The organism is Janthinobacterium sp. PAMC25594 (genome assembly GCF_019443505.1).
GTDB lineage: Bacteria > Pseudomonadota > Gammaproteobacteria > Burkholderiales > Burkholderiaceae_D > Janthinobacterium.
The window spans coordinates 274,767-287,255 of record NZ_CP080377.1; the positions used below are offsets into that span (position 1 = coordinate 274,767).

The 12,489-nt window shown below is 64.0% G+C and carries 11 protein-coding genes; 10 read left to right on the plus strand and 1 reads right to left on the minus strand.

Annotation, left to right across the window (positions count from 1 at the left end; all coding sequences use genetic code 11):
• Nucleotides 1–9 precede the first annotated feature (9 nt).
• The 10 genes from KY494_RS01170 (at nucleotide 10) to KY494_RS01215 (ending at nucleotide 11,273) form a co-directional block, all read left to right on the plus strand.
• Nucleotides 10–1,377, plus strand: a complete 1,368-nt coding sequence (locus KY494_RS01170; protein ID WP_219889549.1) for an MBL fold metallo-hydrolase — start codon at nucleotides 10–12, stop codon at nucleotides 1,375–1,377.
• Nucleotides 1,378–1,410: 33 nt separating this feature from the next.
• The gene (gene msrA / locus KY494_RS01175; RefSeq protein WP_219134270.1) at nucleotides 1,411–1,920 is read left to right on the plus strand and encodes a peptide-methionine (S)-S-oxide reductase MsrA; all 510 of its coding nucleotides are present in this window, start codon (nucleotides 1,411–1,413) and stop codon (nucleotides 1,918–1,920) included.
• Nucleotides 1,921–1,931: 11 nt separating this feature from the next.
• Nucleotides 1,932–2,750 (plus strand): helix-turn-helix transcriptional regulator, encoded by an 819-nt coding sequence (locus tag KY494_RS01180; protein ID WP_219889550.1) that lies wholly within the window; start codon nucleotides 1,932–1,934, stop codon nucleotides 2,748–2,750.
• A 209-nt stretch (nucleotides 2,751–2,959) separates the two neighbouring features.
• Nucleotides 2,960–3,358, plus strand: a complete 399-nt coding sequence (locus KY494_RS01185; protein WP_219889551.1) for a DUF1842 domain-containing protein — start codon at nucleotides 2,960–2,962, stop codon at nucleotides 3,356–3,358.
• Nucleotides 3,359–3,498: 140 nt separating this feature from the next.
• Nucleotides 3,499–4,842 carry an MFS transporter gene (locus KY494_RS01190; protein WP_258194580.1) on the plus strand — a complete coding sequence of 448 codons (1,344 nt, stop codon included), beginning with the start codon at nucleotides 3,499–3,501 and terminating at the stop codon, nucleotides 4,840–4,842.
• Between the two features lie 13 nt (nucleotides 4,843–4,855).
• Nucleotides 4,856–6,589 (plus strand): FAD-dependent oxidoreductase, encoded by a 1,734-nt coding sequence (locus tag KY494_RS01195; RefSeq protein WP_219889553.1) that lies wholly within the window; start codon nucleotides 4,856–4,858, stop codon nucleotides 6,587–6,589.
• Nucleotides 6,586–6,771, plus strand: a complete 186-nt coding sequence (locus KY494_RS01200; RefSeq protein WP_219134274.1) for a hypothetical protein — start codon at nucleotides 6,586–6,588, stop codon at nucleotides 6,769–6,771. The genes KY494_RS01195 and KY494_RS01200 overlap by 4 nt, the downstream gene beginning before the upstream one ends.
• On the plus strand, nucleotides 6,768–8,072 hold the full coding sequence (gene hmgA, locus KY494_RS01205) for a homogentisate 1,2-dioxygenase (RefSeq protein WP_219889554.1): 1,305 nt from the start codon (nucleotides 6,768–6,770) through the stop codon (nucleotides 8,070–8,072). The genes KY494_RS01200 and hmgA overlap by 4 nt, the downstream gene beginning before the upstream one ends.
• 124 nt (nucleotides 8,073–8,196) lie before the next feature.
• Nucleotides 8,197–10,890 (plus strand): polysaccharide deacetylase family protein, encoded by a 2,694-nt coding sequence (locus KY494_RS01210; RefSeq protein WP_219889555.1) that lies wholly within the window; start codon nucleotides 8,197–8,199, stop codon nucleotides 10,888–10,890.
• Between the two features lie 2 nt (nucleotides 10,891–10,892).
• Nucleotides 10,893–11,273 (plus strand): immunity 22 family protein, encoded by a 381-nt coding sequence (locus tag KY494_RS01215; RefSeq protein WP_219889556.1) that lies wholly within the window; start codon nucleotides 10,893–10,895, stop codon nucleotides 11,271–11,273.
• On the opposite strand, the gene KY494_RS01220 is transcribed toward KY494_RS01215, so the two are convergent.
• A complete protein-coding gene (locus tag KY494_RS01220) occupies nucleotides 11,252–12,481 on the minus strand; it encodes a response regulator (protein ID WP_219889557.1) in 1,230 nt (409 codons plus the stop codon). The genes KY494_RS01215 and KY494_RS01220 overlap by 22 nt on opposite strands.
• Nucleotides 12,482–12,489 lie beyond the last annotated feature (8 nt).

Here is a 12,489-nt window from a genome sequence, read left to right on the forward strand (position 1 = left end):
TAGCTTCCCATGCCCCTGAAAATCTCCCGCATCCTGCACGCCGGCTATGTCTTCGAATGCGAAGACACGGCCATCGCCTTCGATCCCATCGTTGAAAATCCGTTCAGCCGCAACTGCCACGCGTTTCCGTCCGTGCGCTTCGACCTCGACGCCGTGCGCCGGCTGCGCTGGGATGCCGTCTTCATCTCGCACTTCCACGACGACCACTGCTCGCTCGACAGCCTCGATGCGCTCGACCGCGCCACGCCCATCTATTTGTACTGCGTCTTCGACGAACTGTTCGCGATGCTGCGCGCGCTGGGTTTTACGTCCGTCGAGCGCCTGCACGTCGACGTGCCCGTGCGCGTGGGCGCCATCGAGGTGATCCCGCGCCGCGCGCTCGATGACGATGTCGACTCGCTGTTCCAGGTGCGCGCCGCCGGCCTGAATGTGCTTAACGTCGTCGATTCCTGGATCGGCCCCGAAACCCTGGCGCAGCTGGCCGCCTTCGCGCCGTGGGACCTGGTGCTGTGGCCGTTCCAGACCATGCGCGAGATCGCCGTCATCGCGCCGTCGCAGGCGCAGCCTGGCCCGGTCGAACTTCCCGACGACTGGATTCCCCAGATGCGCGCGCTGGCGCCCCGTTACATCGTGCCCAGCTCCTGCCAGTTCGTGCAGGAAGACTGGTCCTGGTATAACCACGCGATGTTCCCGATCACCTACCGCCGCTTTGCCGATGAAATCGGCGCCGCGCTGCCCGATGCGCACATCTTCCGCCTCGACCCGTCGACGGCCATGCTGCTCGACGCGCACGGCCTGGCGCCGGCCGCGCCGCTGCCCTGGGTCATTCCCGTCGGCCCGCAGGACGTGGATTTCGACTACCGCCCCGATGCGCTTGCGCCCGCCACGGCGGACATCGCCCGGCGTTTCGCGCCCTTGAACGATGCCGATGCGGCGCTGGTGCGCGATTTTTGCCAGAACGGTTTACTTGAACGCTACCGCGACATGGAACTGTCCGAGGACAGTTACTTCCAAAGTCCGCGCCTGTGGCGCCTGGCCCTGTACGGCCACGACGGCGCCGCCACCGTCCTGCATTACCGCACGCACGGCGACTTGATCGACCTGGTGCCCGCCACCGGCGAGGCGCCCAGCTGGACGACGGAAGTGCCGCTGGTGAAATGCCATGCGGCGCTGGTGCTCGGTGAATCGCTGACCTCGATGTACATGCGCATCAATGATGGCCCTTTCGACGCGGCCACGCGGGCCGAACTGGAAGAGGCCGACATCGTCGACGACCCCTTGATCCGCTGCCTGTTCAACGACGCCATCGGCGCCTACCAGGCGGCGCAGCTGAAGCGCCTTTTGGCGCGGCCTGAAGGAAATGGCGCGACGCGGTAAGATAGCTGCTTCTGAATGAAGAGGAGCGACACCATGGCACAAGACAACGAGACCGCGATCCTGGCCGGCGGCTGCTTCTGGGGCGTGCAAGACTTGCTGCGCCGCTATCCGGGCGTGCTTGCCACGCGCGTGGGCTACAGCGGCGGTGACGTGGCCAACGCCACCTACCGCAACCATGGCACGCATGCGGAAGCGATCGAGATCATCTTCGACCCGAACACCATCAGCTACCGCAAGATCCTGGAATTGTTCTTCCAGATCCACGATCCCAGCACGCCGGACCGCCAGGGCAACGACCGCGGCACGAGCTACCGTTCGGCCATCTTTTACACCAGCGACGAGCAAAAAAAGGTGGCTGAAGACACCATCCGCGACGTCGACGCCTCCGGCCTGTGGCCCGGCAAGGTGGTGACGCAAGTGGCACCGGCCGGCCCGTTCTGGGAAGCGGAAGCGGAGCACCAGGATTATCTGCAGCGCTTGCCGCACGGCTATACCTGCCACTACATCCGGCCGGACTGGGTCTTGCCGCAGCGCGCGCAGTAGAGGACACGGGCATGCGTTACTGGCGCGTCGAGCGGCGGCAGGCGGAAGGGCAGCTGGATCTGGGGCGCGCCCTCGATCTGCTGGCCGCCATCGGCCATGCGGATGTCAATGCCATGGCGGGCGCCATCCTGAAAACGGCCGGCACGGCCGCCTCCATCGCCCAGTGCACGATCTTTGCCTATGAATTCGGCAACCGGCCCCGCACGGTGCCCGTGGCCGACCGGCGCGGCGGGCGTTTTTTGCAGGATATCGCGGACAGCTACGCGCGCCATTACTATGCGCTCGACGGCAATCAGAGCGTCATCGCACCTGCCCGTCAGCCGAAGCTGGACCCCGCCATCGTGCTGCACCAGCAGGCGAGCGACGAGATCGTCCATCCCGGCTATCGCGCCACCTGCTATCAAAAGCCGAATGTCTCGGACCGGCTGTCGCTGCTGGTACAGCCGGCCGGCGACATCTGGCTGTCCGTCAATTTTTACCGCGACAGCAGCCAGGGCCAGTTCCAGCCCGGTGAAATCGCCGCCATCGAAACCCTCTCGCCGCTGTTCGCGTATGCGGCCAAACACCACTACAGCGTCAATGGCCAGCCCGCGCAAGGCGTCTCGCCCATGATGCTGGCCCGGCTGTGCCAGCATGGACCGCAATTGAGCAAGCGCGAACTCGACGTGCTGCGCGGCGTGCTGGAAGGGCTGACTGCCGTCGAAATAGCGGAGACCATGGGTGTGCAGCCATCGAGTGTCATCACGTATCAAAAGCGCGCGTATAAACGCCTGGGTATTGCCAGCCAGCGTCAATTGTTTGCGCTATGTCTAGGGCCGCAAGCGGCTTGAGTGCTAGCAAATCCGCCATACCGGGCACAGCATAAAATTGCTGGAATTCAAGGCAATAATGTGAGCATATTGATACGAAATTAAGGGCTATGCTGGCGGCAGAGTGTTGATGCGCTGAACCGCCATCAGCAAGGCTGATAGCCAGTGCCTGTCGCCGCGCGCGATCTCCCTTTTCATGGCTCAGGAATCATTCCCCAAAGGAGTCCATTGTGTCCTCAACTGAATTGAATGCAGTAGAACACGTCTATCTGATCGCCGGCAATCTCGGCCTGCCCGGCGCACCGATCCTGAATCTGGCCCTGTTTTACAATCCCGACGACGGCAGCGTCAGCGGCGAAGCCCTGATCACGCAGTCGATCGCGCCACCGCATGGCCGCGTGGTGATCCGTCCCGTCAGCGGTCCCGTGCATGGCCTGGGCCTGGGCAATGCCACACGCGTCTTCAGTCTGAGCGGCGAATACCTGGTGTCCGTGCCGCCACCGGCCATCGGCAGCTACCTGGCCAAGTTTGAAGCGACCTTTGTGACGGACAATAACTGGAGCGGCCACGGTTCCTTCAGCTATGGCAACCAGAAGGTCGATAACGTGCCTATCAAGAAACGCGGCTAGTTCTTTTGGCCGATGGCTGTCCCCAAAATGGGGACAGCCATCGGCGTAGTCGTCTGCATACTGTGTTGCAAGCCGGAGCATCCGGCAACTCTCACCCAACAAAATCAACAAGGGGAGAGTGACACCTTATGGAGACAAGCATGACCATCGCCAATGCGGCCACCCCCGCTACCCCGGCACCCGTTCTCGACGCGGCCGCCCATCAACTGGAACAGCAGGTGATGCGCAAGGTATCGCGCCATTTGCTGGGATTTTTGTTTCTGCTGTTCGTGTTTTCCTTTCTTGACCGCATCAACATCGGCTTCGCCGGCCTGACCATGATGCAAGACCTGGGCCTGTCCGGTACCCAGTTCGGCTTTGCCACCACGCTGTTTTACATCGCCTACATCGCCTGCAGCATCCCCAGCAACATCGTGCTGGCGCGCATCGGCGCCCGTAAATGGATAGGCAGCATGATGATCGCCTGGGGCCTGGCCTCGACGGCGACCCTGTTCGCCAGCGGCCCGGCCAGCCTGTATGCGTTGCGCTTTTTAGTGGGCGTGACGGAGGCGGGCTTCCTGCCCGGCATGCTGCTGTACCTGACCTACTGGTTTCCCAGCGCCTACCGGGCACGCGCCAATGCCCTGTTCATGATCGCCATGCCCGTCACGGCCGCCATCGGTTCGGCCCTGTCCGGCCTGATCCTGGGGCTGGACGGCCACTGGGGTTTGAAGGGCTGGCAATGGCTGTTCTTGCTCGAAGGCATGCCTTCCGTGCTGCTGGGCCTGGCCGTGTACGGCTACCTCGACGATTCGCCCGCCAAGGCGAACTGGCTGGGCAAGCTGGAACAGCAGGTGCTGGCGCGCATGCTGGCGGCCGAGCACAAGCCTGATGCGCCCCGGCAAAAAGTCTCGGTGCTGGCGGAAATGTGCTCGCCCACCGTGCTGAAATTCGGTCTCGCCTATTTTTGCCTGGTCAACACCCTGGCGATGGTGGCCGTGTGGACGCCCTTGATCGTGAAAAGTTTCAATAGCGGCGCCAGCAATACGCAAATCGGTCTGCTGGCGGCTATTCCGCAAGTGTGCACCGTGATCGGCATGGTCCTGTGGGGCCGTCGCTCGGACCGGCTGCAGGAGCGCCGCTGGCATATCGTCTGGCCCATGCTGCTGTCGGCCGCTGGCTGGCTCTTCACGGCCTATTCTGGCAATCCCGTCCTGCAGTTGCTGGGCGTGTGCATGGCCTCGACGGGCGCGTATACCGCCATGTCCGTCTTCTGGACCACGCCGGACCGGGCCCTGAGCCTGGGCGCGCGCGCCATCGGCATCGCCGTCATCAATGCCACGGGCAATATCGGCTCGGCCCTGAACCCCGTCGTGGTGGGCTGGCTGAAGGATTTCACGCACAGCTTTGCCACGGGCTTGCTGTACGCCAGCGTGCTGCTGGTGGCGGGTGCGGCCATCGTGCTGACCCTGCCCATCGCGCGCGGCGGTAAAACACATTCTTGAAGAGGAACCCATCATGAGCGATACATTCCATCCTTATCCCCATGTGCCGAAGGTGTATCCGCCCGGAAAACCGGCCGGTGCGGGCATCGAGCACGTCCCCGTGCTGATCGTCGGCGGCGGCCCCGTGGGGCTGGCCACGGCCCTGGGCCTGGCGCGCCACGGCGTGCGCTCGGTGCTGATCGAGGCGGACGACGGCGTCTGCACGGGCAGTCGCGCCATCTGCATCTCGCGGCGCAGCCTGGAAATCATCGACCGCCTGGGTGCGCTCGACGGCTTTATCAGCAAAGGCTTGCCGTGGGCGGGCGGCCGCAGCTTTTACCGCGCCGAGGAAGTGCTGCACTTTACGATGCCGCAAGACGCGCAGCAGAAATTGCCACCGATGGTCAACCTGGCGCAATACCATATCGAGCAATTCCTGCTCGATGCGGCCGAATGCCAGAGCGAGCTGATCGATATCCGCTGGCAAACGCGGGTGACCGGCGTGCAGCAGCGCGCCGACGGCGCCACGGTCACCGTGGCCACGCCCGATGCAACCTACCAGATCGACACGGACTGGCTGGTGGCGGCCGATGGCGGGCGCAGCGCCGTGCGCGAGGCGCTGGGCCTCAAATTGCAAGGCACCAGCTATGAAGGGCGCTATGTGATCGTCGATATCCACCTGAAAAGCGAGCGCCCCACGGAGCGCCTCGCGTATTTCGACCCGCCATCGAATCCCGGCTCGACCGTGCTGGTGCACAAGCAGCCCGACGATATCTGGCGCATCGACTATCAATTGCGCGACGACGAGGATGCGCAGGCGGCCGTGCTGCTGGAAAACGTGGCGCCCCGCGTGGACAGCCTGCTGGCCATGATGGGAGAAACAGCGCCATGGCATCCCGTGTGGATCACCATCTACAAGGCCAACGCCTTGACACTGGAAAAATACCGGCACGGCGCCGTGCTGTTCGCGGGCGATGCGGCCCACCTGGTGCCCATCTTCGGCGTGCGCGGCGCCAATTCCGGCATCGACGACGCGGACAATCTGGCCTGGAAACTCGCGTATGTGGTCAAGGGCCAGGCACCGCAGGCCTTGCTGGACAGCTATTCGGACGAGCGCGTGTACGCCGCCCGTGAAAACCTGCGCCACGGCACCAAAAGCACGGAATTCATGGCGCCGCCCACGTTCGCCTTCGAGCTGATGCGCACGGCCGTGCTGGGGCTGGCGGGCAAGCATGCGCACGTGCGCTCGCTGATCAACCCGCGCCAGACCAGCGCCATCGCGTATGCGCAGTCGCCCCTGAATGCGCCGGACACGGACGGGTTTTCCGCCGGCCCCGCGCCGGGCACGGTCTTGCCCGAATGCCCGCTGGCGCTGCCGCACAACGGCGGGCAAAAAGCGGGGTATATTACCGATCTGGTGAAGCGCGACGACGGCCATTTCACGGGCCTGTATTTCAGCGAAGATGGCTGCGTGCCTGCCGGACTGCTGGCGCTGGGCGACAGCTTGCCGTTGAGCACCGTGGCGATCAGCCGCAGCGGGGCACAAGAGTGCGCCAGGGACCACACGGCGCAGGTATTCTCGCTGTTTGACGCGCAGCCCGGCACGTTTTACCTCGTGCGCCCGGATGGGCACGTGCTGGGGCGCTGGCGCGAGGTGAGGGTGGGGCAGGTGCTTGAAGCGCTGGCAAAAGCCGGGGTCAGACCCGGCGGGTCTGCCCCCAGTACTTTGCGCAGCGGGTCATTAAAAGTTATTAAGGAGACAACATGACCGACATCGAACTCGATAATCTATATACGGAGCTGTGCCACACCATGGGCGGCTTGGGGGAACAGCGCTCGCCGCTGTTCCTGGCCCGCTTCGCCTTGCTGGCCATGGGCGCCATCGGCCAGGCCGACGTGGTGCAGGGCTTGCTGCGCGACGCGGCAGACGGCCTGGCGGAGAACGCATGACGGGCGCCGGCTACCAAAGCGGCTTCGGCAACGAATTTGCCACGGAAGCCATCGCCGGCGCCTTGCCGCAGGGGCAGAATTCGCCGCAGCAAGCGCCCCTGGGCCTGTATTCGGAACAACTATCTGGCACGGCCTTCACGGCGCCGCGCGCGCAGAACCGGCGCTCGTGGCTGTACCGCATCCGTCCCGCCAGCCAGCATCCGCCGTTTACCTTGCTGCAAAATACCCGCATCGTCAGCGATTTTCACGCCATGCCCCCCACGCCGCCGAACCAGTTGCGCTGGGACCCGCTGCCGCTGCCCGACAGCAGTACGCCGGTCGACTTCATCGACGGCTGGCAAACGATGGCAGGTAACGGCAGCGCCGAAGCGATGAGCGGCTGCGCCATCCACGTGTATGCGGCCAACCGCTCCATGCAGCGCTTCTTTTACTCGGCCGACGGCGAATTGCTGGTCGTGCCGCAGGAAGGCCGGCTGGCGATCGCCACGGAACTGGGCTTGATCGAGCTGGAACCGCAGGAGATCGCCGTGATCCCGCGCGGCGTGCGCTTCCGCGTGACCTTGCCCGATGGCGCGGCGCGCGGCTATGTGTGCGAAAACTTCGGCACGGCGTTCCGTTTGCCCGACATGGGGCCCATCGGCTCGAATGGCCTGGCCAACAGCCGCGACTTCCTCACGCCGCACGCGGCCTACGAGGATATCGACGGCGAGTGCGAACTGCTGGCCAAGTTCGGCGGCCACCTGTGGCGCACGACGCTCGACCATTCACCGCTGGACGTGGTGGCCTGGCATGGCAATTACGCGCCGTATAAATACGACTTGCGCCGCTTCAATGTCATCGGCTCGATCAGCTACGACCATCCCGACCCGTCGATCTTCCTGGTGCTGCAGGCACCGAGCGAAAATCCCCTGTTCGGCGCCATCGACTTCGCCATCTTCCCGCCGCGCTGGCTGGCCGCCGAGCACACGTTCCGGCCGCCGTGGTTCCACCGCAACGTGGCCAGCGAATTCATGGGGCTGATCCACGGCGTGTACGACGCCAAGGCGGCCGGCTTCGTGCCGGGCGGCGCCAGCCTGCACAACTGCATGTCCGGCCACGGCCCCGATGCGCAAACGTTCGAGAAGGCATCGCACAGCGACACGTCCGCGCCCGCGAAGGTGGCCGACACCATGGCCTTCATGTTCGAGACGCGCACCATCCTCAAGCCCACGCCGTTCGCGCTGGACGGTGGCTTGCTGCAGAGCGACTATTTCGAGTGCTGGCAAGGCTTGCGCAAGCATTTCGATCCGAACCCGCTGTGATCCCTTGGCTGCCTGGCAATAATCGTACGGCCCATATTGCCAGGCGTGCTCTACAATTACGGAATAAGAAACTGTCGGCGCACGTGCGCCGCCTTACTCCGTAGTTGAAGGGAAAAATAAGCCTGTGACTTCCAAGCCGATCAAGATCGCCGCCACCGTCGTCGTGGCTCTCGCCGCTGGGGCCGGCATTTACACTTACACTCGTCCGGCCGCCACCGCCACGCCGGGCGCCCCGGCTTCGGGCAGCCCGGCCGCCGCGCCCCAATCCGCTGTCGATACGGCCGCCGTGGCCAGCCAGTTCCGCGATTTGCTGGGCAATTTCCGCAAGATCATCGTGCTGCTGGCCGACGAGCAAAGCTTGCCCGAAGGCGCGCGCGACGAAGCCCGTAAGGTGGGGCAGGCCCTGTTCCATGAAAACCAGGAACGCATCGCCAAGCTCGATCTTGCGCTCGATCAATTGACGGCACCCACGAATCCGGGCCGCTTCGAGGCGCTCGACAGCCTGCTCACGTATATCGAATCGGACCCCGGCCTGTACGACGCGGACCGCCTGGCTTTCCGCGAACTGCTGCAAAGCATGCTGGCCGACGTGGCCAAGGATTCGTCCCTGCCTGCGATCAAGCTGCACAAGCGCATTTCCGAAGACCTCGATGCGCTGGGCGAGATCGAGCGCAATTACGAGAAAGAAATCCGGCAAATCTTCGGTAACCTGGGCCAGCGTTCCATCGAACTCAAGCGCGAGCGCTGGGACGATTACGTGGCGCAGCTGAAAAAGCTGTACAGCCGCGAACAGATTCTGAAGGAAAACGGCATCGTCGTGCCGTATGCTGTTCCTCCGGCCGGTTCCGTACCAGAGGCCAAGCCGGCGCCGAAGAAGGACGAGGCGGAAATCTTCGGCCTGGGCTTGCCGAAGAAAACCATCGTGCTGACCTTCGACGACGGCCCGCACCGCCGCTACACGGAAGAGATCAGTGCCATCCTGAAACAGTATGGCGTGCCGGCCGTGTTCTTCAACGTGGGCCGCAACCTGGGTTCGCTCGATGCGGAAGGCCACGCCAAGCTGGGTGCGGGCGCGGAAGTGAGCCGCAAGCTGATGAAGGAAGGCTATGCCGTGGGCAACCACAGTTTCAGCCACGCACAATTGTCGAAACAGACGGGCGACAAGCTGAAAGGCGAAATCCTTGGCACCGACACTTTACTCAAAGCCATCAGCCCCGAGCGGGCCGCGTTGTTCCGCTTTCCGTATGGCGCGCGCAACAGCGAAGGCATGGCCGCGCTGGCCGATGCGCATTTGAAATCCGTGATGTGGAATATCGATTCGCTGGACTGGGCCGACCCTGTGCCCAGCTCGATCACGAACCGCGTGCTGGCCTCCGTCGACAAGGCGGGGCGCGGCATCGTCCTGTTCCACGACATCCACGAGCGCACGGTGAAAGCCTTGCCGGCCGTGCTGGATAAGCTGATCGCCGAAGGCTATCAATTCGCAGGCTGGGATGGCACCAGCTTCCAGGTGGCAAAAAGCACGGCGCCCGCGCCGGAAAAAGTGCCCGTCACCACGGGCTACGCCAATTCCTGGGCCGTGGTGATCGGCATCGACGACTACGCCAAGTGGCCGAAACTGCAATATGCGGTGCGCGATGCGCAAGGCATCCGCGAAACGCTGATCGAAAAATTCGCGTTTGCGCCCGAGCGCGTCGTGACCCTGAAGAATGGCGAAGCGACGCGTAACAATATCCTGGCCGCCTTCCACGACAAGCTGGCCCACGGCGGCGTGCAAAAGAATGACCGCATCTTCGTCTTCTTCGCCGGTCACGGTGCCACGCGCAAGCTCAGCTCCGGGCGCGACCTCGGCTACATCGTGCCCGTCGATTCCGATCCGGCGCAATTTGCCACGGATGCGATTCCGATGACGGAAATCCAGAATATCGCGGAAAGTCTGACGGCCAAGCACGCGTTCTTCGTCATGGATGCCTGCTACAGCGGCCTGGGCCTGACCCGCGGCGCCGGTTCCAGCTCTTTCCTGCGCGACAATGCCAAGCGGATCGGCCGGCAAATGCTGACGGCCGGCGGCGGCGACCAGCTGGTGGCCGACGGCGGACCGAACGGCCACTCCGTGTTTACGTGGACCCTGCTGCAAGGCCTGGCGGGCAAGGGCGACCTGAACGGCGACGGCCTGATCACGGCCACGGAACTGGCCGCCTACGTGGCGCCGGCCGTGTCCAGCGTCTCGAACCAGACGCCCGCGTTCGGCAGCTTGCCGGGATCGGAAGGGGGCGATTTCGTCTTCGAATTGCCGGGCGAGACGGAATTCCTCAGCCCGAACACGACGCAGCTGTCGACGGAAGCCATCGCCCTGAACAGCAAGCTCGACGCCAAGCCGGCGACGGCCAGCGTGACGGTGAAGGATTTGCAGGGCGGCGAACAGAAGATCGTCACGCCAGGCGCCGTACCGACCTCCACGCGCCAGCTGGCGCAGCGCGCCAACGACCGCGGCTTGCAGCTGTACAAGGAGAAACAGTATGCGGCGGCGGAAGCGCAATTTACGGAAGCGCTGAAATTGCGTCCCGACTTCGCGCTGGCGGCCAACAACCTGGGCTTTGTCTTCTACAAGCAGGAAAAATACCGCGAAGCGGCCCGCTGGTTTGAAAACACGGTCAGGATGGACCCGTCGCGCGCCATCGCCTACCTGAATCTGGGCGACGCGTATGCCAAGGCCGGCGATGCCGCCAAGGCCAAGGCCGCGTACAAAACCTATCTGGAACTGGCGCCGACGGCCTCGACGGCGCCGGCCGTGCGGCAAAAGATGGAGAAACTGTAAGCGTGTCCGACAGCGTGCCCATGGTCCACGTCTTCACCTGCAGCGGCCGCTTCGCCAGTTGGGAAGCGCTGCAGGCCTATCTGGCGCCCACGTACACGGAAGATGGCGATGAACTGCCGTCGCCATTCTTCCTGGAAACGGGCCTCACGCAGTACGAGCCAGCTTGCGTCGAGAGTGCGCTGTTGCCGTCGCCCGCGCCGCTGGCGCAGTTGCTCGACGGCGTGTCGTATGGCGACAGCTGGCTGGCGCTGGCGTGCGCGGACGCGGATGGGAAGAAATTGCTGGCCGATACTTGCGTGTGCGTGTTTGCGCCGAATCAGCTGGCGCACCCGCAGCGCAGTTCGCTCCATTACGTGGGCAGCTACGCCTGCGACGGCGGCTGAGCCTCATTTCCGCGTTGCTCTTGTATGAGCTTGTTGACGTTGGCCAGCAGGCTGGTGCCCGAGGTGGTAATGACGCGGGCACCGGCCGCCTGCGCTTCCGTGCTGTAGCTGGCGATCGTATCCTTGCTGCAATACACGATGATGGGCAGCTCCGGCTGCACTTGCCGAACCTCGCGCACCGTGCGCACGCCCGCATCCTTGATCCTGCGGCCGTTTTCCACCCTGGCCATGTCCGTGATGAACAGCGCGTAGTGTTTCTGTTGCAGCATGGTCAGCGCCTGGCGCGTCGACACGGCCTGGTCCACCTTGATGTTTTCCCGTTCCAGCTGTTCCACCAGCAAAGTATTGTTGCGCGGATGGTCGTCCAGCCACAGCACCAGGCTGGACGGCTTTTGCGCCGTCGGCACGCCGGCCAGGGTCGTGGCGGCGGCGCCGCCATCGGGCGGATGGGCAAGCAACAGCTGCGTGATGGCTTCCTGCATGTCGTCGAGCGACTTTTGTTGCAGACGGCTCAGCTCCGTCACTTCGATTTCCTTGCCGCTTTCCAGGCGCACCGACTCATTTTTGACGAGGCTGTCGGCGCGCTTGATCATGATGGACAGGTAAATGCGCGTGAGCAGGTAGCCGATCAGGAAACCATGCACGGAAAAGAACAGCATGATGCCGCCCACCATCGCCATCGCCGTGGGCGTGTCCGTGGCCAGGCTGGGTGCGATGAAGGCGGCCATGCTGCGCGCGCTGCCGGGCAGGCTTTTGAGCTCGATCAAACCCACGCCCACGATGATTTTCGTCAGCCAGTCCGACACTTCCACCAGGTTGGAATTGATTTCCATGGGCGTCGGCGTGCCCAGGAACAATGTATTGCTGGGGTTGCCGGCCGCCGCCTCGGCTCCGGCTGCGGGCGGTTCGTCCGTGGGGCGGCCCTTGCCATTGGCACGCTCGTCGGGCGGCGCGGCGTTGACGGTGCCCGATGGCAGGCTGCGCGGTATGCCGAACAGAAAGCCCAGCAGCATGCCGCTGACGCAAAAGCCCAGGCTCCACAGCAGGGCCGGTACGGCATGATAGTACGGCGGCAGCAGGGCGCCCGCCAGCACGGCAAGAATCCCGGCCAGCAGGATGAACAGCAGGATATACGGCAGCACGTCGCGCTTGCGCACGGCCGCCGTGACGGTTTTGCTCGCCTTGCCAGCGCTGTCGCTCAGGTCCACGGACGCTC

Excerpts from the sequence above, each read along its gene's own strand:
- KY494_RS01195 (WP_219889553.1), top strand. The coding sequence starts at position 4,856 with ATGAGCGATACATTCCATCCTTATCCCCATGTGCCGAAGGTGTATCCG.
- KY494_RS01200 (WP_219134274.1), top strand. The coding sequence starts at position 6,586 with ATGACCGACATCGAACTCGATAATCTATATACGGAGCTGTGCCACACC.
- KY494_RS01180 (WP_219889550.1), top strand. The coding sequence starts at position 1,932 with ATGCGTTACTGGCGCGTCGAGCGGCGGCAGGCGGAAGGGCAGCTGGAT.
- hmgA (WP_219889554.1), top strand. The coding sequence starts at position 6,768 with ATGACGGGCGCCGGCTACCAAAGCGGCTTCGGCAACGAATTTGCCACG.
- msrA (WP_219134270.1), top strand. The coding sequence starts at position 1,411 with ATGGCACAAGACAACGAGACCGCGATCCTGGCCGGCGGCTGCTTCTGG.
- KY494_RS01190 (WP_258194580.1), top strand. The coding sequence starts at position 3,499 with ATGACCATCGCCAATGCGGCCACCCCCGCTACCCCGGCACCCGTTCTC.
- KY494_RS01170 (WP_219889549.1), top strand. The coding sequence starts at position 10 with ATGCCCCTGAAAATCTCCCGCATCCTGCACGCCGGCTATGTCTTCGAA.